The organism is uncultured Cedecea sp. (genome assembly GCF_947498825.1).
Taxonomy (GTDB): domain Bacteria; phylum Pseudomonadota; class Gammaproteobacteria; order Enterobacterales; family Enterobacteriaceae; genus JGM124.
This window is the reverse complement of record NZ_CANMLV010000007.1, coordinates 25,168-45,958: the sequence shown is the minus strand read 5'-3', so window position 1 is coordinate 45,958 and position 20,791 is coordinate 25,168. Positions and strand designations below refer to the sequence as shown.

General features: G+C 48.5%; 20 protein-coding genes and 4 pseudogenes. 8 read left to right on the top strand and 16 right to left on the bottom strand.

Annotated features, from left to right (window positions below):
• Window positions 1-96 precede the first annotated feature (96 nt).
• Window positions 97-990, bottom strand: a complete 894-nt coding sequence (locus Q1A40_RS09880; RefSeq protein WP_299999692.1) for a LysR family transcriptional regulator — start codon at window positions 988-990, stop codon at window positions 97-99.
• Window positions 991-1,106: 116 nt separating this feature from the next.
• Between Q1A40_RS09880 and Q1A40_RS09875 the strand changes: the two genes are divergently transcribed.
• Together Q1A40_RS09875 and Q1A40_RS09870 are read left to right on the top strand one after the other, a co-directional pair.
• Window positions 1,107-2,072 (top strand): aldo/keto reductase, encoded by a 966-nt coding sequence (locus tag Q1A40_RS09875; protein ID WP_299999690.1) that lies wholly within the window; start codon window positions 1,107-1,109, stop codon window positions 2,070-2,072.
• A gap of 17 nt (window positions 2,073-2,089) precedes the next feature.
• The gene (locus Q1A40_RS09870; protein WP_299999688.1) at window positions 2,090-2,605 is read left to right on the top strand and encodes an NAD(P)H-dependent oxidoreductase; all 516 of its coding nucleotides are present in this window, start codon (window positions 2,090-2,092) and stop codon (window positions 2,603-2,605) included.
• Window positions 2,606-2,613: 8 nt separating this feature from the next.
• Here Q1A40_RS09870 and Q1A40_RS09865 read toward each other — a convergent pair.
• The 3 genes and pseudogenes from Q1A40_RS09865 to Q1A40_RS09855 all read right to left on the bottom strand — a co-directional run.
• Window positions 2,614-2,953 (bottom strand): annotated as a pseudogene (locus Q1A40_RS09865) (ISNCY family transposase); the annotation flags it as partial.
• Between the two features lie 213 nt (window positions 2,954-3,166).
• The gene (locus tag Q1A40_RS09860) at window positions 3,167-3,970 is read right to left on the bottom strand and encodes a hypothetical protein (RefSeq protein ID WP_299999686.1); all 804 of its coding nucleotides are present in this window, start codon (window positions 3,968-3,970) and stop codon (window positions 3,167-3,169) included.
• Between the two features lie 290 nt (window positions 3,971-4,260).
• Window positions 4,261-4,776 (bottom strand): annotated as a pseudogene (locus Q1A40_RS09855) (helix-turn-helix domain-containing protein); the annotation flags it as partial.
• Between the two features lie 497 nt (window positions 4,777-5,273).
• Here Q1A40_RS09855 and Q1A40_RS09850 point away from each other — a divergent pair.
• Entirely contained in the window at window positions 5,274-6,752 is a 1,479-nt protein-coding gene (locus Q1A40_RS09850) for a SulP family inorganic anion transporter (protein ID WP_299999684.1), read from the top strand.
• 17 nt (window positions 6,753-6,769) lie between these two features.
• Window positions 6,770-7,597 carry a universal stress protein gene (locus tag Q1A40_RS09845; RefSeq protein WP_299999682.1) on the top strand — a complete coding sequence of 276 codons (828 nt, stop codon included), beginning with the start codon at window positions 6,770-6,772 and terminating at the stop codon, window positions 7,595-7,597.
• Between the two features lie 59 nt (window positions 7,598-7,656).
• Here the strand turns inward: Q1A40_RS09845 and arsC are convergent, their stop codons facing one another.
• The 3 genes from arsC to Q1A40_RS09830 are packed head-to-tail and all read right to left on the bottom strand — an operon-like array spanning window position 7,657 to window position 9,750.
• Window positions 7,657-8,082, bottom strand: a complete 426-nt coding sequence (gene arsC, locus Q1A40_RS09840) for a glutaredoxin-dependent arsenate reductase (protein WP_000065802.1) — start codon at window positions 8,080-8,082, stop codon at window positions 7,657-7,659.
• 12 nt (window positions 8,083-8,094) lie between these two features.
• A complete protein-coding gene (locus Q1A40_RS09835) occupies window positions 8,095-9,384 on the bottom strand; it encodes an arsenic transporter (protein WP_000922628.1) in 1,290 nt (429 codons plus the stop codon).
• A gap of 45 nt (window positions 9,385-9,429) precedes the next feature.
• Window positions 9,430-9,750: a metalloregulator ArsR/SmtB family transcription factor gene (locus Q1A40_RS09830; protein WP_299999678.1), complete on the bottom strand. Its 321-nt coding sequence runs from the start codon at window positions 9,748-9,750 to the stop codon at window positions 9,430-9,432.
• 86 nt (window positions 9,751-9,836) lie between these two features.
• Here Q1A40_RS09830 and arsH point away from each other — a divergent pair, with 86 nt between their 5' ends.
• Window positions 9,837-10,541 carry an arsenical resistance protein ArsH gene (gene arsH, locus Q1A40_RS09825; protein ID WP_000130816.1) on the top strand — a complete coding sequence of 235 codons (705 nt, stop codon included), beginning with the start codon at window positions 9,837-9,839 and terminating at the stop codon, window positions 10,539-10,541.
• A 32-nt stretch (window positions 10,542-10,573) separates the two neighbouring features.
• Here the strand turns inward: arsH and Q1A40_RS09820 are convergent.
• The 4 genes and pseudogenes from Q1A40_RS09820 to Q1A40_RS09805 form a co-directional block, all read right to left on the bottom strand.
• Window positions 10,574-11,448: pseudogene (locus Q1A40_RS09820) on the bottom strand (helix-turn-helix domain-containing protein).
• Between the two features lie 543 nt (window positions 11,449-11,991).
• Window positions 11,992-12,138: pseudogene (locus tag Q1A40_RS09815) on the bottom strand (transcriptional regulator); the annotation flags it as partial.
• 118 nt (window positions 12,139-12,256) lie between these two features.
• The gene (gene proX / locus Q1A40_RS09810) at window positions 12,257-13,258 is read right to left on the bottom strand and encodes a glycine betaine/L-proline ABC transporter substrate-binding protein ProX (protein ID WP_299999655.1); all 1,002 of its coding nucleotides are present in this window, start codon (window positions 13,256-13,258) and stop codon (window positions 12,257-12,259) included.
• Between the two features lie 576 nt (window positions 13,259-13,834).
• Window positions 13,835-15,241, bottom strand: coding sequence for a PLP-dependent aminotransferase family protein (locus Q1A40_RS09805; protein ID WP_299999654.1), 1,407 nt, complete (start codon window positions 15,239-15,241; stop codon window positions 13,835-13,837).
• Window positions 15,242-15,351: 110 nt separating this feature from the next.
• On the opposite strand from Q1A40_RS09805, the gene Q1A40_RS09800 reads away from it, so the two are divergent.
• The 3 genes from Q1A40_RS09800 to Q1A40_RS09790 are packed head-to-tail and all read left to right on the top strand — an operon-like array spanning window position 15,352 to window position 16,889.
• Window positions 15,352-15,777, top strand: coding sequence for a GNAT family N-acetyltransferase (locus tag Q1A40_RS09800; RefSeq protein ID WP_299999652.1), 426 nt, complete (start codon window positions 15,352-15,354; stop codon window positions 15,775-15,777).
• An 11-nt stretch (window positions 15,778-15,788) separates the two neighbouring features.
• Complete coding sequence (locus Q1A40_RS09795; RefSeq protein WP_299999650.1) at window positions 15,789-16,394, top strand: NAD(P)H-dependent oxidoreductase; 606 nt, start codon at window positions 15,789-15,791, stop codon at window positions 16,392-16,394.
• Between the two features lie 15 nt (window positions 16,395-16,409).
• Entirely contained in the window at window positions 16,410-16,889 is a 480-nt protein-coding gene (locus Q1A40_RS09790) for a carboxymuconolactone decarboxylase family protein (protein WP_299999648.1), read from the top strand.
• 242 nt (window positions 16,890-17,131) lie between these two features.
• Here the strand turns inward: Q1A40_RS09790 and Q1A40_RS09785 are convergent, their stop codons facing one another.
• From Q1A40_RS09785 to Q1A40_RS09765, 5 genes are all read right to left on the bottom strand, one after another.
• Window positions 17,132-17,524 (bottom strand): nuclear transport factor 2 family protein, encoded by a 393-nt coding sequence (locus Q1A40_RS09785; protein WP_299999646.1) that lies wholly within the window; start codon window positions 17,522-17,524, stop codon window positions 17,132-17,134.
• A 112-nt stretch (window positions 17,525-17,636) separates the two neighbouring features.
• On the bottom strand, window positions 17,637-18,323 hold the full coding sequence (locus Q1A40_RS09780) for an RES family NAD+ phosphorylase (RefSeq protein WP_299999644.1): 687 nt from the start codon (window positions 18,321-18,323) through the stop codon (window positions 17,637-17,639).
• A complete protein-coding gene (locus Q1A40_RS09775; RefSeq protein WP_299999642.1) occupies window positions 18,316-18,993 on the bottom strand; it encodes a hypothetical protein in 678 nt (225 codons plus the stop codon). Before Q1A40_RS09775 ends, Q1A40_RS09780 begins: the two co-directional genes overlap by 8 nt.
• Before the next feature lie 80 nt (window positions 18,994-19,073).
• Complete coding sequence (locus Q1A40_RS09770) at window positions 19,074-19,844, bottom strand: YdcF family protein (RefSeq protein WP_299999641.1); 771 nt, start codon at window positions 19,842-19,844, stop codon at window positions 19,074-19,076.
• Window positions 19,841-20,782, bottom strand: a complete 942-nt coding sequence (locus Q1A40_RS09765) for a LysR family transcriptional regulator (RefSeq protein WP_299999639.1) — start codon at window positions 20,780-20,782, stop codon at window positions 19,841-19,843. Before Q1A40_RS09765 ends, Q1A40_RS09770 begins: the two co-directional genes overlap by 4 nt.
• Window positions 20,783-20,791: the final 9 nt, after the last annotated feature.

The following is a 20,791-nucleotide window of genomic DNA, read 5'->3' as shown; positions in this document are numbered from 1 at the left end:
CAGCGACTTACCGGGGAAAGGGCTATACAGGGAGACTCACCTCTCCGAATAAGGGGCGCCGCCGTCTGAAGGTACCAGCCGCATCCGGGCACACACTCAGCTGAAGTGCCGGAGTAAAATATCTTCCAGAATGCGAAAAACGGTCCTGATGCGCTGCGGTACAAGGGCCTGATAGGGCCGGTAAAGATAAAGCTGCCAGGTTTCCAGTTTCAGTTCCGGCAGGACATTCACCAGCCTGCCATCTTCCAGATATTCCCTGCAGGCCAGATTACTTGACTGGATCACGGCTTTCCCGGCTAAAGCAGCCTGAATCTCAGACTGGGAGTCGGTGGTAAAAAATTCAAGATGGCGCGGTACAAACGTATCGACGCCATCGAGCATATATTCGAATACTTTGCCGGTTTCAGGATTCAGTAGCCCACTGAAAGGATAGCGCTGGCGCAGATCTTCGAAGTTTTCCGGCGCCCCAAGCTTCTCAATGAGTTCAGGCGATGTCATCAGCGCGTGATGAACGAGCGTGATGGGCCTGATAATAAAGTTCGGATTTGGCTCGCGTTCGATGCGGATCCCCATATCAATGCGGTTCTGTACAGAATCCAGCTTCATCATGTCCAGCCGCCAGTCTATAAACAGCTCAGGATAGGGGCGAAGCGCAGTTAAAAGCTCAAACAGCACCTGTTCGTGTCCGGGAAAGCGGAACAGTGTGATCCTCACAATCCCCCTCATCTCATTGTCATCTCTGGCCGTCTGAAACAGCGCTTCTGAGTCTTCAAGAAGGCGCACAGCCTTTGGCAGGAAAAGTTCGCCAAAGCTGGTCAGCACAATCGATCGGGTATTCCGCTTGAACAGTGGCTCGCCGAGCTGATTTTCCAGCTCTGCAATTGTTCGCGTTACCACAGAGGGTGAAATGGCCAGCCTGACCGCAGTTTCGCGAAAATTCATCGTTTCCGCAGCGGCAACAAAAAATCGCAGAGCATCAAGTTTATTCATGATTATTGTGTTTTAAGCAATTCTGACTTTCGAAATTAACAATTTTTCAGCAATAAATCCAGCCGTATACTTAACCACTCAAAATCATCATCGTCTTAAATAAGGGTGAAATAATCATGAAAATGAGAAGGTTAGGTAGCCAGGGACTTCAGGTCTCAGAGATGGGGCTGGGGTGCATGGGCATGGATCATGGCTATGGTCATTCAGTTGAAATCAAGGAAAGGATAAAGCTGATAGACAAGGCTATTGAGCTGGGATGCAACCTTTTCGACACGGCCCCTATTTACGGATTCGAAAACGAAGAACTGCTGGGTACTGCTCTCAGTAAACACAGGGAGAGTGTCATCATTGCGACCAAGTTCGGCGTGACCGGAATGGAAAATATCGATGGTCAGCTGGTACCGGTTCTGGACAGTAGCCCGGCGTCTGTCCGAAAGCAGCTGGAAGGTTCTCTTGACCGTCTTAAAACCGATTATATTGACCTGTTTTATCAGCATCGCGTTGATCCCGCGGTTGAGCCGGAAGTGGTCGCAGGATTGATGAAAGAGTTAATCGCCGAAGGGAAAATAAAGTACTGGGGATTATCCAATGCGCCCGCGTCTTATATCCGGCGGGCCCATGCAGTGTGCCCGGTCACCGCCGTTGAAGATCAGTATTCGATGATGTGGCGTAAGCCTGAGCAGGATCTGTTTACAGTCTGCGATGAACTCGATATCGGCTTTATGGCCTACAGCCCGCTGGGTAATGGATTCCTGAGTGGTCAGGTGACCGCGGATACAACCTATGGCGAGGGCGATTACCGGGGCATGATGGGGCGATTTAAACCCGAGGTAATGGAAAACAACCAGGCGCTTCTTAATCTGATCGCGGACATTGCTGAAAGAAACACTGCAACGTCGGCACAGGTTGTCCTTGCATGGGAGCTGGCTCAGAAGCCTTATATCGTGCCGATTCCGGGAACAACCAAATTACACCGGCTGGAAGAGAATTTTAATGCCGCAAATGTACAGCTCAGTGACGCTGAATTAGATGATATCAATGCCGCTTTAGCCCGGCTTGAAATTGACGAAACCTTTTTTTAAAGACAAGAGATAAGAAAATGAAAACCATAATTGTTGTTACTCATCCAGACATTCATCGTTCCCGTGTTAACTCGGCGCTGGCAAAAAGTGCAGCATCGCTGCCCGATACTGAAGTGCGTTATCTGTATGACCTCTATCCGGACGGCAAAATTGACGTAGCCGCTGAACAGGCTGCTCTGGAAAACAGCGAACGTATTGTGCTGCAGTTCCCGATGCAGTGGTACAGCACGCCGCCACTGCTCAAGCAGTGGCTTGATGATGTGCTGACTTACGGCTGGTCACATGGTGGCGAAACACAGGCACTGCGTGACAAGCAACTTATGCTGGCCGTTTCGCTGGGTGGCGCTGAGTCTGCCTATCGGCCTGATGGTGCAGCCGGATATACGGTCAGCGAATATCTGTTGTCCTTTGAAACCATCTCTGGATATCTGGGTATGCGTTATCTTAAACCTTTCATTACCGGCGGTAGTGCGACGATCACCGACGAAGAAATTGCGGCACAGGCTGAACGCTACAAAACGGAATTAGCCTGATTCGCATCTTACCCGATAAAGTCTTCTTCGTTCAGCGATCGCTGAGATTTGTTAATGCCGGGTGCACGCCGTCTGCGGGAAGGTTAATCGCCAGAAGGTACCGACTGTGAGCGGTTATTGTCCCGTTTAGCCTGTACCTGACGGGCAACATCCAGCACATGGCCCAGTCTTTTTGTTGTCCACAATCGCGACGGGATCAACTTCCGACAGCCGGTCATAGGTGGAGTAGGGTAGTAGCACTCCATTTAGTCGCAGTTCCTTATGTCCGTCAGGATAGTGCCAGACATCAATATACTTGCCGATAGCCCTTCGACTGTATTCGCTGTCCTCAATCAGATAGAACACTTTATTATTGTAGGGGTCTGAAGCCCAATCGTACGAAAACGCACGCTAAGTATTTTTTTAACCAAGAGGGTGTTTTCGTTACCGGGTTTGTACGCCGGAACCGCCGAAATTTCCGTGACACATCATCACATGCTCTACTATGGTTGCTTCTCGTACACTGAGCCATAAGCTCCGTGTACGAGTGTTACCGAAGTCTGAGGGGTAACGGGGCCCTGATTAGGTATCTCCCCATAATATTCCCCAACGACTGATTGTAGTTTGGTAATGAGACGAGATCTGAGAAAAGAGCCGATTAACATTTTCATTATTGTTTATATTTATGACGTCGAAATTATTACTACTTTCCAGAACATTAACTTTAGTGAAAGTAAGCAAAGCATCTATGTATTTTAACCCATCATATACATGGTCCAAGTGTATATTTGACTTCCTACCATCACAGCCTGTTTTAACCAAGAATCCGCGTGACTGAGGTAGTTGATATTTACTCCCATAGTTATCTATATTTATTTCATACTCATCACTCATCATAAATATTGCTGAGCCAAGTAACGTTGCTGTTGGTGTAAAAGGAAAAATATCACCCAAATCAACTGCTATGATATTCACATCACTCTTATTTACAATGCCATTTTTGAACCAACGTTCGTATTGCTTTGTTTTATCCAGTATCTTGGAGGTTAGTTGTGTTTTGGGCTTATCTGTAACTGCATGTTCTTTTGCATCGATGCTTTTACATTGGAATCGTTCATCTTCTTGAGTCATTAACGTCACTTCAAAATTAAAACGAACACCACTCATCTTCATTACAACATCAGGGTGATTTTCTCCTGTTTGCTCAATCAGTCGGGCTTCTTTACCAATACTTTTTTGCAGAACTGTTGCCAAAAAGACCTCGGAAGGAAATGATTTTCGCTTATTAATATCGTTCTCAAAGTCAATTGCTTGAGTAAATGAGTCCTGATGCTTGCCAAGATATTTTCTTACCTGTTGATATGCCAGTTCATAATCGAAACTCATATCTATCTCCTGATATCATTGAAATAGAATACTTCCTTTCTGAGCTATTTGGTAATCCTTACTTGAGACTATACACGCCGGACATCTTAACTTAGCCCAGAGCGAACATTACAACTAAAGCTCTGATTTACATTAAAATGGCAATTTTGCCAGATTGAAAATCAGTGCCATTTTTCTCGCAACCGTCAGACTTAATTCCCGGAATATAACGGCTTCAATGAGTTCCAGCCTGTAGCGCTCCCTAGGAGACATCAACACTTTTTTATCTGCTTCTGCATGTTTGGCCTATTATCGTCAACATAGACCAGTGCTGTACAGGGTCGACCACGCTTTTCAAACCAGTGATGGTCGCAACCGTCTATCTGGATCAGTTCGCCGGTACAGGGACGTCGGTAACGGGGCTGATGAATTTTCGGCGGCCGTTGTCTGCAGGGGAGCCAAAGACCGACTTTTATCATGAGGCGTCTGATTGTTTCCTTGCCAAGGACCAGACCGTGAACTTCCTACAGCTTTTCCCGTGCCAGAGTCGGTCCAAAATCGCGATAGCGTTCCCGGATGATACTCAGTGCCAGCTCAGTCAGTGATGCGGGCAGCTGACGGTTTCCAGAGCGGCCGCGACTCTGGTTATTCATGCCAAGTGGTCCTGACTGATGATAGCGTTTCAGCAGATGGCCGCAATGGCGCGGCGTAATACCGAGCATTTCTGCAGCCTGGCCAGGACGCAAGTTGCGATCGATGACATCCTGAAGGATTTTAAGGCGGTTGACTTCTTTCACGGAGAACATCCCGGCGTCATGTATGGCCATAGAAAACTCCTCATCAGGAAAAGTGAGTCGTTGTCTAGTCATACAGAATGAGCCACAAATAGACATTAGCATTGAGCCACTACACTCTATGTCAAGGCTAAGTAGAGATGTCCGGGGTGGGGCAAAGTTCAAATGTCCTTTGATAATATTGAATTCCTGGATAAAAATCGCATCTTAACCTCTTCGTTTGAGTACCTTGTTGGGTTGACCCCGTATTCGCTTTATTTGTAGTATTGGGCTGCTTTGAAGTGTTTCATGTTCAAACGCGACGTGTTCTGTGAGTTCTTCCTGACAACAGAGCCGACAATATATACACATCCGCTATGGAGAATCTGACAACCGCTATGCGTATTACGCCACCCTGAGTTTTTCCTTCCTCTGTCGTACTGAGCAAGCCTCAGCACGCACTCAATAACATCCCGTCTGCGGATGTGCTTTACCGTACGTAAAAATGTAGCCCTCCAGGGCTGACTGTATCTAAAAACTGAGAAATTACTATGTTGCTGTCCTCGACGCGTAAGGACTGGCTGGGTAACGTCCGTGGTGACGTTCTGGCTGGTATTGTTGTCGCGCTCGCACTCATTCCAGAAGCGATCGCTTTTTCCATTATCGCCGGTGTCGATCCCCAGGTGGGCCTCTACTCGGCGTTCTGTATTCCTCTCGTTATGGCCTTCTTTGGCGGGCGTCCGGCGATGATTTCTTCATCCACCGGTGCAATGGCGCTGCTGATGGTGACGCTGGTTAAAGATCATGGCTTACAGTATTTACTGGCCGCTTCCATACTGACCGGGGTATTCCAGCTGATAGCCGGTTACCTGAAGCTCGGTGGATTGATGCGTTTTGTTTCACGCTCAGTGGTCACGGGATTCGTTAATGCGCTGGCAATACTGATTTTTATGGCGCAGTTGCCTGAACTGACCAGCGTGACCTGGCATGTTTATGCCATGACTGCGGCAGGGCTGGGGATCATCTATCTCTTCCCTTATATCAACAAAACCATTCCTTCACCGCTTGTGTGCATCGTCGTACTGACTGGGATTGCCATGTGGCTGCATCTGGATGTGCGAACCGTCGGCGATATGGGGAAACTTCCCGACAGCCTGCCGGTCTTCCTGCTCCCGGACGTGCCTTTGAATCTCCAGACGCTGCTCATCATACTGCCATATTCTGCGGGGCTTGCCGTGGTGGGGCTGCTTGAGTCGATGATGACCGCCACTATTGTGGATGACATGACCGATACGCCAAGCGACAAAAACAGGGAGTGCAAAGCTCAGGGCATCGCGAACATCTGCACATCCTTTATCGGAGGAATGGCAGGTTGCGCGATGATTGGGCAATCCGTTATCAACGTAAAATCCGGTGGCCGCGGACGACTTTCAACCCTCACGGCGGGCGTGGTGCTGCTTTGCCTGATTGTGTTTCTGCGCGACTGGGTATCCCAAATCCCGATGGCAGCGCTGGTCGCGGTGATGATTATGGTTTCCATCGGGACATTCTCCTGGCGCTCCATAGCCAACCTGCGGACACACCCCCTTTCAACCAGCGTGGTCATGCTTGCCACCGTCGCGGTTGTGGTGGCAACACATAATCTGGCCTTCGGCGTGCTGACCGGCGTACTGATTGCTTCGCTCAACTTTGCCACTAAAGTATCCCGGTTCATGCGCGTAACGTCAGTTCTGGAGGGAACGAGCCGGACGTATACCGTCACCGGCCAGGTATTCTTTGCATCAGCAGACCGCTTTACCAGCCACTTTGATTTCCGTGAGGCGATTGAGAATGTGGTGATAGACATTTCACACGCCCATTTCTGGGACATCACGTCCGTCAGTGCTCTGGATAAGGTGGTCATTAAGTTCCGCAGAGAGGGCACCGGGGTTGAGATACGTGGGATGAATGAAGCCACCCGCACCATCGTTGACCGGTTTGGTGTTCATGATAAACCTGAAGAAGTCGAAAAACTGATGGGCGGTCATTAACAGACCGGAGGAAAACTATGAATAATACTGTTACAGCCTGTGTGGACGGTTCACTTTCAACGCGGTCAGTGTGTGAATATGCGGCGTGGGCTGCCCGCACTTTGCAATCACAGCTCGCACTGTTGCACGTTATCGAAAAAGACAACACCCCGGTGGTGTCAGATCTGACCGGCACTCTCGGCATAGACAGTCAGCAATTGCTGACCAATGAGCTGGTAGAAATCGAAGGGCAACGTAATCGCCTGCTGATGGCGCAGGGGAAAGCAATACTGGAAAGTTGTGCTGAACTGCTTCAAAAACAGGGAAGCCCGGATGTGCTTTTGATGCAAAAACACGGTACACCGGATGAAGTTCTGACAGAGCTGAGCGACCTTCGTCTCATGGTGCTGGGGCGTCGGGGTAGCCAGCATCCGGTAGGCTCTCATCTGGAAAGCGTTATTCGTCTGCAAAAGAAACCCCTGCTGGTTGTTCCGGAGAACTACTCAGTGCCTTCCAGAGTCATGCTGGCTTATGATGGCAGTGAAGAAAGCAGGAGTAACCTGGAACGTCTGACGATGAGTCCCTTACTCAGGGGGCTGGAGTGCCACCTTGTCATGGTAAACGGTAAGAAGGAAGAGCTGCTGACCGCACAGCAAATTTTACGTGACGCGGGTATAGAAAACAGCACAACACATCTTACCGGGCAATCAGTCGGGGATGCGCTTATTCGTTACGCCGAGGAAAATGCTGTCGATCTGATAGTGATGGGGGCCTACGGTCATTCCAGGTTGCGGCAGTTCTTTATCGGTAGTCATACCTCCGAAATGCTGCAAAAGACGCAACAACCGCTTCTTATCCTCCGTTAGCACTGATTATCTTAAATAAAAAAGGGCGAGTTCTCTCGCCCTTCGTCACAAGAACACGTTTAGTTCAGCCGGTTACCTTTTTCATCAACTACCTTCTCACCGTCCTCTTTCGTGAACGCGCTTTTCTGCGCATCGGGAAGAATATCCAGCACGACTTCAGAAGGGCGGCATAGCCGGGTACCCAGCGGCGTTACCACGATAGGGCGATTGATCAGAACAGGGTGCTGCAACATAAAATCGATTAACTGCTCGTCAGTAAAGCGGTCTTCCGCCAGCCCTAACGCTTCAAAAGGTTCGACATTCTTACGCAGCAGCGCTCGTACCGTGATCCCCATATCCGCAATGAGTTTTACCAGCTCAGCTCGTGATGGTGGGGTTTCAAGATAATGAATAACGGTCGGCTCTGTACCGCTGTTGCGGATCATTTCAAGGGTATTGCGTGACGTGCCGCAGGCCGGGTTGTGATAAATGGTAATGTTGCTCATATCAGTATCTCATTACAAAGTGAAAGACAGACGAAGCGCCAGTGCTGCAAGCGTGACAAACAGCACGGGGATTGTCATGACAATGCCCACCCGGAAGTAATATCCCCAGGTAATTTTGATATTTTTCTGCGACAGAACGTGCAGCCACAGTAACGTTGCCAGACTGCCGATAGGGGTAATTTTTGGCCCCAGGTCGCTGCCGATGACGTTGGCGTAAATCATCGCTTCTTTGATAACACCGGTCGCTGTGCTGCCATCAATCGACAGCGCCCCGACCAGCACGGTCGGCATATTGTTCATCACTGATGACAGGAAGGCCGTCAGGAAGCCCGTACCCAGCGTTGCCGCCCACAATCCCTGCTCTGCCAGCTGATTCAGCAAGGAAGAGAGATAGTGGGTCAGACCGGCATTTCGTAAGCCGTAGACCACCAGGTACATCCCCAGCGAGAAGATAACGATTTGCCAGGGCGCACCACGCAGCACCTTACCGGTGTTAATGGCATGCCCTTTTTTCGCAACAGCAAACAGAAGCAATGCACCAGCGGCAGCGACCAGACTGACCGGTACGCCCAGCGGCTCCAGTCCGAAGAATCCCACCAGAAGCAACACCAGAACCAGCCAGCCGGTTTTAAAGGTATTCACATCACGTATAGCGTCTTTCGGTTCTTTCAACAGAGAAACGTCGTAAACGGCGGGAATGTCCTTACGGAAAAACAGATGCAGCATCACCAGCGTAGCCGCAATCGCGGCCAGGTTAACCGGGACCATCACGGCGGCATATTCTGAGAAACCAAGCTTAAAGAAATCCGCCGAGACGATATTCACCAGGTTTGAGACAATCAGTGGCAGGCTTGCCGTGTCAGCGATAAACCCTGCGGCCATGATAAACGCTAAGGTTGCCCCCCGGCTGAATCCCAGCGCCAGCAGCATCGCGATAACGATAGGTGTCAGGATCAGTGCCGCACCGTCGTTGGCAAACAGTGCCGCAACCATCGCACCAAGCAGGACGATCCAGGTGAAGAGCAGCCGCCCCCGGCCATTCCCCCAACGGGCAACGTGCAGCGCGGCCCATTCAAAGAAGCCGGATTCGTCGAGCAGAAGACTGATGATGATCACGGCGATAAAGGTGGCGGTCGCATTCCACACTATCTGCCAGACCACCGGAATATCCCCCAGATGAACGACGCCAGTCAGCAATGCCAGAATTGCGCCCAGTGAGGCACTCCAGCCAATCCCCAGCCCTCTGGGTTGCCAGATAACCAGGACGAGCGTGAATAAAAAGATAGCACCAGCCAGTAACATCAGAAACTCCATTCACATTTGTTTATTCGGATATATATATCGCCATCAGCAGGAGACAGATGCCACGCTACTGAGCTTGTTGCGTATGTTTTCTCGTTCACAGTTCCAGGCTGTATCAATAATACCCGCAGCCCATGCTGGCATGTGTGGCGACAGTCGGTAATGCACCCATTTTCCTTCGCGACGGTCGATGACCAGCTCGGCTTCACGTAAAAGGGCCATATGGCGAGAAATTTTTGGCTGAGACTCTGCGGTTGCCTCACAGATGTCACAGACGCACATTTCACCGGACTCCCTGAGAAGCATCACGATAGTTGAACGGGTCTCGTCGGCGAGCAGTTTAAAAAGCTGAACAGACTGTAGCATGCTTAACCTCGTAAAAAAATAACAATACATATGATATTTCATATGTGATAACTTTTAAAGCATAGCTTATGAAATGGAGATTTTTTATGACCGACTTACCAGCAATCGAACCGGCTTATTTTGATGATGCGCTTGCCAGCAAACTTACGGGCAACAACGAAACCATGCCGCGAATTCTCATCCTGTACGGTTCAGTACGAGAGCGGTCCTACAGTCGTTTTGCAGCGGAAGAGGCCGGGCGGTTGCTGGCAAAGATGGGGGCTGAGGTGAAAATATTTAACCCATCCGGTCTGCCGTTACCCGATGATGCGCCCGAAAGTCACCCCAAAGTGCTTGAACTCCGCGAGCTGGTCAGGTGGTGTGACGGAATGGTCTGGAGTTCTCCGGAAAGACATGGCGCCATGAGCTCGGTGATGAAGGCCCAGATTGACTGGATACCCCTGAGTGAAGGTGCTGTTCGTCCTTCCCAGGGTAAAACGCTGGCCGTCATGCAGGTTTGTGGTGGTTCACAGTCGTTTAACACGGTCAATCAGATGCGGATACTTGGCCGCTGGATGCGGATGTTCACCATCCCCAATCAGTCATCAGTGCCAAAGGCATGGCAGGAATTTGATGATGAAGGGCGCATGAAACCCTCACCCTGGTATGACAGGATTGTCGACGTTACCGAAGAGTTGTTCAAAATGACGTTACTCCTGAAAGGGCACACAGCCTACCTGTCCGACCGCTACAGCGAAAGGAAAGAGAGTCATCAGGAGCTCGCGGCACGGGTCAATCAGGCCAAAATCTGACAGCCAGGCATGCCCGGATGGATTACCGGGCTTTAAATCGGTTTCTTTCCAAATATCTCTTCAGAGCGTGACTGAAGTTTCACCAGGGCATTGAACATATCGTCCTGCTCAAGGGAGCGCTGAGATTTCTTCGTCGTGGGGGCTTTACGCCTGCGTGAAGGACCGTCGCCGGATGGAACGGACTGCGACCGGTTATTATCCCGCTCGGCCTGGACCAGCTGCGCCATTTCCAGGGCCCGCCCCAGACGTTTGTTGTCCACAATGGCCCCCTGATCGATTTCAGAAAGCTTGTCATAGGTGGAGTAGGGAAGTGACACGCCATTAAGCCGGAGCTCTTTATGTCCATCCGGGTAATGCCAGACATCGATGTATTTACCAATCGCCCGACGACTGAATTCGCTGCCTTCAATCAGATAAAGGACTTTGTCGTACTGCACTGTGAGTGATTTCGACACTTTACGAGCTTCACGCCAGTTAAATACCATATCAAGATCATCATCGACATCCAGTTCCCGATAAACATCAAACGCCTGGCGAGGCGCTTTTGCGAAACGACGGTTGTAATCGTTCATGAACTCTTCGGCAAATGCGTTCGCAGCTTCCATGGAACTTTCTCTCGAGCTAGTGTAGGGCCAAAATCAGAATATTTATCTCGTATGATTTCCAGGGCCTGATCAGTAAAAGCTTTAGGCAACAAGCGGTTTCCCGGATTACCACGACTACGGTTACTAATACTAAGCGGGCCATGTTCACGGTATCGATTAAGTAAACGGCTGCAATGTCGTGGCGTTATGCCGAGAAGTTCAGCTGCTCGGCCAGAAGTCATTCTGCGGTCGATGACATCTTGCAAGATTTGAATGCGATTAATCTCTTTCAACGTAAATAGTCCTGAGCTTTCTGCACTCATGACCATTTCCTCGATGAGTTCCTTTTTCTTTAACCCCCCGGAAAAAGAATGATGATAAGAACCCCACAGAGTTAATGTAGCGCAGACATTAGGATTGAGCCAGAACTAGACATTAGCATTGAGCCACTACACTCTAGGTGCGCATAATGTATATTATGTTAAATGGCTCGTCTTTGAAGGAATTCAAGCACAGCAATATGTTATCACCCTGTCTGATTCGCTTAGGTCACTTCGGTATTTTGATTTTAATTACAAATCCTAATGACCAATAAAATCAACTGCTCACCTTCCCTGTCAGATTTTGTCGTTTTTTTTGGCGTCGCTACGTGAATTCTGATGCGTTAGCAGGACCGTCTTATCTGCAAATATTCGTGTAGCGTGACGGCTCAAGCAAAGCCCGTGACCAAGTTTGCTATTTGCCGTCCTGTTTGATGTCTGCCGGAAGCATCGCACCGCCGTGATTTTTTCTACCTTAGTGCTCGCCAGATATCAGGCATAAAAAAACCGGCTGTGATAGCCGGTTCTCTTTTAATAACTGCTGTCTCAGCCAACAAGACTTTCTAACGGAATATCGAACTGTTTGTGCAGATTGCGAATCATCGGTAACGTTAGCTCGCGTTTTCGATTGAGCACTTCATATACGTGATTCAGCCGACCAATTGCCGGAGCCAAATCTTTTGCCGTTAGTCCCATCACAAAATCCCGCCGCGGGACTATACACACAGACCAGCATCAACCGCCATGCTGGCCTGCATGCCCTACCCGTTTTACTGTTCAGTCACTTCAACTCACCGTAATCAGCAAACGCTCACTGTTTTGCCGCCGCCGTAGCTTCCTTAATCCAGCTATCAAACTGCGCCTGGTGCGCATGAATCCAACCATCTACATGACGTTCGATGTCTGCAGATGAAGATTCACCCGCATGCATGCGCTGGTTTTGCGCATTCACGTCGGCGAGCGGCAGTTTAACAATCGAGAACAGTTTCGCTGCAGCCGGATTCTTTTCCGCCCATTCTTTGTTGGCGACAACATGCTCATTATTGGCTTTGAAGCCATAATTCTTGCCGTTAGGTAGCGCTGTATCTTCATTTTTTTGCGAACCTGGCGTCACCGAGAAAGGAACCGTTAACCAAACAACATCGCGACCCGGTTTTAATTCATCGCTAACCCAATAAGGTGTCCAGGTAAAATAGAGCACCGGCTTACCGGATTTATAGCGTGTTAAAGTATCTGCGATGATGGCAGAATAATTGCCTTGATTCTGCTGCACAGTATTACTCAAACCATAGGCTTTGATTTGTGCCTCGATAACTTGCCCACAGACCCAGCCAGGATTACAACCGGCAAGATCGGCTTTACCATCATTATTGGCATCAAACAGCTTCGCGATTTTTGGATCTTTCAGCTGTGAAATATCAGTGATGTGATATTTGTCTGCAGTCTTCTTATCAATCAGATATCCTTGCGCAGCACCGCTAATATACGTGCCTTTACGGTAGAATTTGCTGTCGCCGCCTGCGGCGTTATACATATCTTTTTGCAGCGGTTCCCAGTTAACCGCCATATAAGTGGCATCTCCCGCCGCGATTGCCGTATACGCCACATTGTAATCCACCTCTTCCGTTGGCTTCACGGTGTAGCCTAGCTTTTCTAACGCTTTATTAATCAACTCGGTTTGAAACGACTCTTCAGGCAACGTACTTTGCACCGGAAGAACGGTAACGCCATCACCGGGCAATTTTGCGGCCATGGCAGCAGGCGCAGCGACAATCGCCGTCAGAGATAAAACGAGTAATTTTTTATTGAGCATAATTATTGTTTCCTGGATAAACGTGCAGGCGAATATGTTTCTCACCAGCAGGTGAAAACGAAAATAGAAAAATGTGGGTGGTGATGGCGAAATAGCTAGTAGCTGAGGTGGTGATGCGAATAGCGAAGATGAGGATGGTAAACAGCAGCGTTGGAATAAATCATATTCTGTTTAGAAGCTGGCCTGATTATTATATTGGATGGCCCGCAACAATTACTCCAGATCAAATAGACGAAATTACACCCTACCACAACGAAATAATCCTGCAACCCTCAATGTCGCAGACATGGATAATACCAACGGTGGATAGCTGAAGTTATTTTGCCGATATGGTCGCTTGTTTTGGCGATAATTCTCATCTGATGCTGAAATCATTTCGCCCAGAACCTGGGGCAATTTCTAATATTGAACGACGCACAAAGACGTCGCTATTTTCCAGAATGTCATCTTTTCAGGGAATCCCTTTCGGCAGCCCAGCGAAGAAATCGGCGTAACTGGCAGTTCGTTGCTGGCGTACAACTTCCTTCAAGGCTTTCTTTGCCCTATTGTGATAGCAACGCTGTTCAAAGAAGGGGCTTAACGTAGGATAATTTCCGTTTTCCAAGCGGATCCCATTAACGCCATCGTCTCTACCCTCACCCGTTGAAATATTTTCATTGCCTGTTCATATGAACGAATGTTGGTGTATCCAATCACTAATCCGTAACGCTTTTGTGTCTGTGCATACCAGTTTGAAAGCGGTTTGACACAGAGATCGTGTTCAGTCCACAGAGTGGCTAATGCCTTATCTTCAATACCACGTTTCAGGAAAGCGACAATGTGCATTCCGCCATCGGTAAGCTCAAATTCAAAGACACCCGGGAAACTTGTTTCAATTGCCTCAAGCATAATTCGGCGGCGTTGCTGATAGAGTAAGCGCATTTTTTTTATATGCCGATAGAAATGCCCTTCGATAAGGAACTGCGCGAGAATCTTTTGTGGTAGTAATGGCAGACCGGTTTCAAGGATTTCCCCCAGTTCGTTGAATTGTGTCACTGTTTCCTGAGGCATGACGATATAACCGATACGCATGGCTGGCATTATCGTTTTACTGAATGTACCGGTGTAGATGACACGGTCATGCATATCCAGGCTCTTCAATGCCGGAATGACTTTTTTTGTGTAGTGAAACTCACCGTCGTAATCATCTTCGATGACCCAACTGTTGTTTTGCTGTGCCCATGCCAGAAGTTGATGCTTGCGCGGGAGTGAAAGGCTTACTGCGAGCGGACTTTGATGTGTCGGTGTCGTAATAGTGAAGCGCGCATCAGAATGATAGCGCTGAAGATAGTCAATATCCATCCCCTGCCGATCCACAGGTATATAATGCAGATTGGGCGCGATCCGCTTTAATAATTGCTGTCCGTAGAAGTAGCCTGGGTCTTCAAATAACACTTTATCGTTCGGCTGTGCCAGTACTGACAGAATCAACCGCAGATTAGCTCGGTAGCCACTGGTAATAAATATTTGATTCGGCAGGCAATTCAGCCCCCGTGAAATATTAAGATAACTGGCAATGGCCTCACGCAATGGCAGAAAACCCATCACTGGCGGCATGAGCATCTCTTCCGGACGAAGACTACGTGCTGCCTTTCCTGATATTAATAACCATTTTTTATGCGGGAACTCATCCAGCGCAGGGATCCCTAGCCGCAGATCCCCTTTCCTTTCAACGGCCTGAATATCAGGTGAACGAGACAATACTGGCTTGTGTGCATTGGCCTTTGGGGTCAGTCTCAACTCCGGATTGATATAAGTCCCCTTCGCTCCCCGGCTAACGAAATAACCCTCCCCTGTGAGAATTTCATAAGCGGTTTCTACCGTTTTGCGGGCTACCTGCAGCTCGTTCGCCAGCAAACGAATCGACGGGACGCGATCCCCGGGTTTTAAAAGACCATCCAGAATTTGCTGCCGATAACGAGCATAGATTTTTTTGTACCCCATGAACGATACCCTTTTATGACCTACCCATTAACATCGATATTGACCCTTTTTAACCAGACATACAAGTTTAAGATAACGGCTATTAATCAGGCCATCCAGTATGAGGCGTTATGAAGACAACACATTATGACACCGCCACAGAGCTTGCCCGCTGCTTTACGCTGATGCGGGAGTTACGCGGCGAACTGAATAGTGAGGTGCAATTTATTGCCCAAGTCCAGCGCCAGCAGGCGCAAGGTTATCGTCTGGCAGGACTGGAGCGGGATGGAAAACCTGTCGTGCTGGCCGGCTATCGCCTGCTCGAAAATTTTATTCACGGACAATTCTGTTATGTCGATGATTTAGTGACAACGCATGACGTTCGTGGCCAAGGGATCGGTGCAGAGATATTAGAGAACTTAGCGGTGATTGCGCGTGAATACGGTTGTTGCAAGATGGTGCTTGATACGGCCATTACCAATACGCAGGCTCAGGCTTTCTATCAGCGTGTCGGATATACCGCACTGGGCCTGCATTTTCACCGCGATCTTACCTGAGGACGAACAGGATGAAACTACTTCATATTAAAGTCAGCCCTGGTTTAGCAAGTTCGGCATCCCGAATCGCGTCTCAACGTCTGGTCGATAACTTGCGCAGGCAGCATGCCGGGCTTGAAGAGTCCGTGCTGGATCTGGCGCAGCGGCCGCTGCCGCATCTTGATGCATTGACTATTGCGGCTTTTTTTACGCCTCCTCATCTGAGAAATGAATCACAGCTCGCGGCGATAAAGATCTCTGAGCAACTGGTGGACCAGCTTTTTGATTGTGACACGCTGGTTATTTCATCTCCCATGTGGAACCTCGGTCTGCCTTCAGTGCTGAAAGCCTGGTTTGATCATATTACTCGCGCCGGAAGAACCTTCGCCTTCACTCCGGAAGGTACCAAGGTGGGGCTTGTCAGAGACAAAAAAGTGTACTGCATTGTCGCCAGCGGCAGCTTATTTACCCATGGGCCCTTTTTACAAGATGACCAGTTCACGCCATATATTCGCGTCGCGCTTGAATATATTGGCATTACCGACGTGCAGTTTATCCGGGTGGAGGGAACACATGATCCCGCCAGTCGTACTACCGCCTTATCCTGCGCACTACAAACCATTGATCGTTTATTTTAAAAAGAGGATTACAGTATGTCGTCACGCGTAAATCATTTCAAAACGATTCCAGCCCTGACTAAAACCCTGGCTGATGCATCTATGGCATTAGAGAAAATCTCGCTGGACAAAAAACTTAAGCACTTAGTGGATATCCGTGCGTCACAACTTAACCACTGTGCATTTTGCCTGGATATGCATGTTAAAGAAGCGAAAATGCATGGCGAGCGAGAATTGCGTCTTTACCACGTTGCAATCTGGCGTGAATCGCCATTGTTCAGCGCCAAAGAGAAAACAGCTCTGGCATTAACTGAAGCTTTGACCCGTATTGGCGATCATGGTGTGAGCGAAGCGTTATATGGTGAGTTGCGTGAACATTTTTCTGAAGTTGAGATTTCGGAATTAACCTTTAGCATTGCCATGATTAACGCCTGGAATCGTCTGCAAATCCTGTCGCAAATGACGCCAGGCTCTCTGGATAAAGCTTACGGTCTGGATCGCGCGGAATTAAACTGATGGCTGTCCGCCAACGACGGTTGCTGTTGGCGGATTTTTATACATACTGCGTGGTATTTGTGGATCACGAATAGATGACAGTTTTGGGCCCAAGGATAAAATTCCGGCCCGTTCTCTGACTGTTTTACCCCCCAAAGGGAGCGGCAATTCAGGTATTACTCTGTTAATCAGCACGGTTCCTGCCTGTAACTGGGGGCAATACGTTTAGCCCTGGCAAATCTTTCGATATCCGAACTGACCTTTTAATGATTAATCGCCGTTCCCTGATGAAAACGCATCTGCCACTGGCGACCATTTGGACCTGATGGCGATAACACCCAGATAGATGAGCGTTCTGTTCTGCGAGTGACGTTGTCACCGATATCACGCTGAAAACTTTTATACCTCAACAATACCGTCTCTGTGGTAATCATTGTCAGAACAAAGTCTTCAGCGTAAATAGACAAATGCTGACTTTCATTTTTTAAAGCCGCTATGGTTTGCACCTTGTTATAGCACTGACCTGAGCGACCGACCTCTTCGAAATCGTCATGCAGCAATTTATCTACCCGGTTAGCATCAAGGCGCAACGCCGGATTATGTAGCTGGATTTCCAGGGCTTGAATAACAGACAACAGAGTCGATAGTTCAGTCAAAATCCCCTCTCTTTTTGGCAACGCTACGTAAAATCTGGGAGGATTTCGCGGTCATATCCTTGCAGATTTCACGTAGCGTATCATTTTGCGACCGTTATATAAGATAAGTGGGTCAATCTTTTCCCGGAATGATAAGCACATCGAGTCTTTCGGCAAGTTCGAGGACCCCGTCATAAGTGGTGGCATCGTTAATCAGGCTGAGGGACTGGCCAGTCTGAGCGAGTGACAGTCGGGGAATTCTGTCACCAAACAGCATCAGTGCTCGGGAAGTATCATCCTGTCTGGAGACCCAGGCAAGCCCTTGAGCCGTCGGACATTGCTGATAAAGTTTTGCTGCCCATTGACGAGTTATTGGATATTGATCTTTCTCGGTATCAATCAATTCTTTACGGGTAATGCCTAATTTACGCAGTGCCACACTGGAAAGATCCACCAGCTTAAGGTTTTCAACAATTTCAAGTGTTGAGTGTACCTGTTGTCTGAGTTTACTCTTATCGAACGTTTTAAGACCGGGGACAAAAGAGACATCGTGAAACACGGTCTCCATCAAGGCGCAGTTTTTTGTCATACCGGCGTACAGGGTCGGTATAGGTTCACCTTTTGCATTTTGTATCGGACTAAAACGCGCATTACCTTGCAAACCAGGATTAAACTGGCTGGCCGCAAACTGCTCATGATGAATGCGGTGCAGCAGCGTGCCTTTATTCAGTAAATAGGTGGTTGTCTTCAGGAGACCTGCATGTGTCAGTGAATCAATTTCTGCATTATGCGGCTTTTCATCGCCAGAACGCTTAACCATGCTCTGGCGCCTGAATTTCATCTCTCGCTGCCGCAATCACCTGTTCTGGATGTGAGACCAGCAGATCTTGAGGGCGTTTTCCGCCAAGAAAACTATTCACTGACATAAACCAGAATGCCATGCCCCAGCCATTTTTGTGGTCTGCAAAGATTTCAATAACTTGCGCAAGTGCTTTTAATGGTCGGAAACCCTCGTCCCTGTTCAGACCATAGGCAGGAAAGTAATCAACCCCGCTATGATGGATAGCAAAGATGCGGCCACCCCTCTTCCATTTATTTGGCTGGGCGCTGGGGTTGGCGGTGCTTAATTGAGCCAGCTGCGCCAGTTCAGCAGCACTCAACCAGTCGCCACTTTCCAGAACTGCTTTGCGAGCCTTAACCAGCATAGCCACTTCTTTCAGGATCCGTGGAGAGGCGGGAGTCGGCGGTACTAATGCCTCAGCCAGACGTTCCAGCGTGGCACTACTTTGCTGTTGCTGTTGGAACAATGCATACATGGATGACGCCATGTTTGACAGGTTCTCAAAAAGAATCTCTGTTCCATGGCTATTCTGGTGTTCAAACGAAACAAGTAAGACTTGCTCAGCATGGGACCTGCTGAGACGGCCTCTCACTTCTTTCGGGGTACCAATCAAAGTGGACACCCCAGTGGGCTCTTTATGGATACTCATAGATGCTCTCCCTTTTGGGTTATTAGCATGACTTAATAATATCATATCCACGATAACCTGTAAGGGCGATTTCCCCCCTCTTAACGGATGATTCTGACTAATTCAGGATTGGCTAATAACCGCCGCCACGCCGCAGCAACATTTGCTGGTATATCAACATGATCAATAAAGCCTGCACCTTCAGGTCCATAGCCTGACTCATCGTCATATAAGCGCTTTATTTCACCGAGAATCATCGAAATATAGCGTTCAATGCCCCATAAACCGGGTACCTGAGCACCGGTAATTTTTACCCCTGCTCTTGTCCTCAATAATTTGGGTTTGAAAACGGGCCAGTTGGTAAACTGGCAATCTCTGTTTTTCTGTTTCCAGCTACAGGAGAACGTTTCATATGTCCTTCTCTGCATCAGCGGATCCTGAACCAGGAGAACGCTTTTAACGTTAAACGATCGGCGGGCAAGTAAATCACGGCTGAAGTCAGCATTCTGACCACAATTTGCTGAACGGTCTTCAATAAGGATTTTTTCCTCCGGAATATGAAACAGCCGAGAAGCAATCAGTGACAGAAGTTCAGCCTCACTTTCCTCATTGATATCCTTGAAATTAATCAATAAAGAATCCTGCATTGCTTTTTTAAGCAACGGTGTAGAGTGCCCAATACCGCCACTTAACAGCACGGGAATATCCGCCTCGCTGGCAAGATATAATGCGCCTAAAATAGTGGGGATAATGGCATGTCCGGCCAGAATCAATAAATCATGGTCGGTACTTTCCTGTTCAGAAAAATCATCGACCGACAACCAGTCCGCGAGAATATTAAGATCGCGAATAATGGCATCTGACAACATCATCGTTGTTCCTCTGTTATTTCAACATCGTTATTGCATAACATATTCAAAGCAGCCAGGACAGCTTCGCGCTTTTCATTAAGCCGGGTAGCAACGTAGACTTCAATATTCAACTTCTGTGATTCAGGGTTTGTCAGTTCTCTGTAACACAGGCCTTCCTGATTGAACGTGCATTTTGATTGAGGCATCAGGGCAAATCCCTTTCCTTTCGCGATATGGGTAAGCATAGCGAGTGAATCATCCGGCTCTTTAACCCTTTTAAGCGGAAATTTGAGCTGATAAAAATAGCGTTCACACTTGTCATAGAATGACGGATTAGCGCTTCTGGCAAACCAAAAGAGCGGTAAATCACTGACCTCTTCCAGCGATACCTTCTCTTTAAGACTTGCAGGATGTACAGCCGGCATAGCCATCAGCAACGGTTCCTGGCAGACCCGACGATACTGGATGATATCTTCATGACCGGTCCCCTTTTCCCCGATAAGCACGAGATCGAGTGTATTTTTGGACAGGCTCTGAAGTAGTTGTGCAGAGGTCAAATTCGGCATATCTGCATCATCACCAGCATTCAGCTCATTAAGCTGTTTGTTAACGGGTTCAATCAATTCAAAATTCAGCGTCCGGGTAAGGCCAATACGGAGGTGGTTTTCTGATGATAGTGAGGCTGTTTTTAGTTCACTGAGTTTCTGAAGAATATTCTCTGCCTGGATTACCAGTGCGTGCCCCGCTTGCGTCAGGCTGACATTTTGAGTACTGCGGCTGAATAACTGTAGATCCAGAATGGCTTCAAGGCTCTTGATCTGACGCGTTAGTGGCGGCTGAGTCATTCTGAGCCGTTCGGCTGCTTTGCGAAAGTTCAGCTCATGCGCCACAGCAAGAAAGCACTGAAGCTGTTTAACGCTGGGAAGATTGTTACTGATTAGGTACCCTGTCGTAGCCATAGATTCCAT

Excerpts from the sequence above, each read along its gene's own strand:
- Q1A40_RS09880 (WP_299999692.1), bottom strand. The coding sequence starts at position 990 with ATGAATAAACTTGATGCTCTGCGATTTTTTGTTGCCGCTGCGGAAACG.
- Q1A40_RS09875 (WP_299999690.1), top strand. The coding sequence starts at position 1,107 with ATGAAAATGAGAAGGTTAGGTAGCCAGGGACTTCAGGTCTCAGAGATG.
- Q1A40_RS09870 (WP_299999688.1), top strand. The coding sequence starts at position 2,090 with ATGAAAACCATAATTGTTGTTACTCATCCAGACATTCATCGTTCCCGT.
- Q1A40_RS09860 (WP_299999686.1), bottom strand. The coding sequence starts at position 3,970 with ATGAGTTTCGATTATGAACTGGCATATCAACAGGTAAGAAAATATCTT.
- Q1A40_RS09850 (WP_299999684.1), top strand. The coding sequence starts at position 5,274 with ATGTTGCTGTCCTCGACGCGTAAGGACTGGCTGGGTAACGTCCGTGGT.
- Q1A40_RS09845 (WP_299999682.1), top strand. The coding sequence starts at position 6,770 with ATGAATAATACTGTTACAGCCTGTGTGGACGGTTCACTTTCAACGCGG.
- arsC (WP_000065802.1), bottom strand. The coding sequence starts at position 8,082 with ATGAGCAACATTACCATTTATCACAACCCGGCCTGCGGCACGTCACGC.
- Q1A40_RS09835 (WP_000922628.1), bottom strand. The coding sequence starts at position 9,384 with ATGTTACTGGCTGGTGCTATCTTTTTATTCACGCTCGTCCTGGTTATC.
- Q1A40_RS09830 (WP_299999678.1), bottom strand. The coding sequence starts at position 9,750 with ATGCTACAGTCTGTTCAGCTTTTTAAACTGCTCGCCGACGAGACCCGT.
- arsH (WP_000130816.1), top strand. The coding sequence starts at position 9,837 with ATGACCGACTTACCAGCAATCGAACCGGCTTATTTTGATGATGCGCTT.
- proX (WP_299999655.1), bottom strand. The coding sequence starts at position 13,258 with ATGCTCAATAAAAAATTACTCGTTTTATCTCTGACGGCGATTGTCGCT.
- Q1A40_RS09805 (WP_299999654.1), bottom strand. The coding sequence starts at position 15,241 with ATGGGGTACAAAAAAATCTATGCTCGTTATCGGCAGCAAATTCTGGAT.
- Q1A40_RS09800 (WP_299999652.1), top strand. The coding sequence starts at position 15,352 with ATGAAGACAACACATTATGACACCGCCACAGAGCTTGCCCGCTGCTTT.
- Q1A40_RS09795 (WP_299999650.1), top strand. The coding sequence starts at position 15,789 with ATGAAACTACTTCATATTAAAGTCAGCCCTGGTTTAGCAAGTTCGGCA.
- Q1A40_RS09790 (WP_299999648.1), top strand. The coding sequence starts at position 16,410 with ATGTCGTCACGCGTAAATCATTTCAAAACGATTCCAGCCCTGACTAAA.
- Q1A40_RS09780 (WP_299999644.1), bottom strand. The coding sequence starts at position 18,323 with ATGGTTAAGCGTTCTGGCGATGAAAAGCCGCATAATGCAGAAATTGAT.
- Q1A40_RS09775 (WP_299999642.1), bottom strand. The coding sequence starts at position 18,993 with ATGAGTATCCATAAAGAGCCCACTGGGGTGTCCACTTTGATTGGTACC.
- Q1A40_RS09770 (WP_299999641.1), bottom strand. The coding sequence starts at position 19,844 with ATGATGTTGTCAGATGCCATTATTCGCGATCTTAATATTCTCGCGGAC.
- Q1A40_RS09765 (WP_299999639.1), bottom strand. The coding sequence starts at position 20,782 with ATGGCTACGACAGGGTACCTAATCAGTAACAATCTTCCCAGCGTTAAA.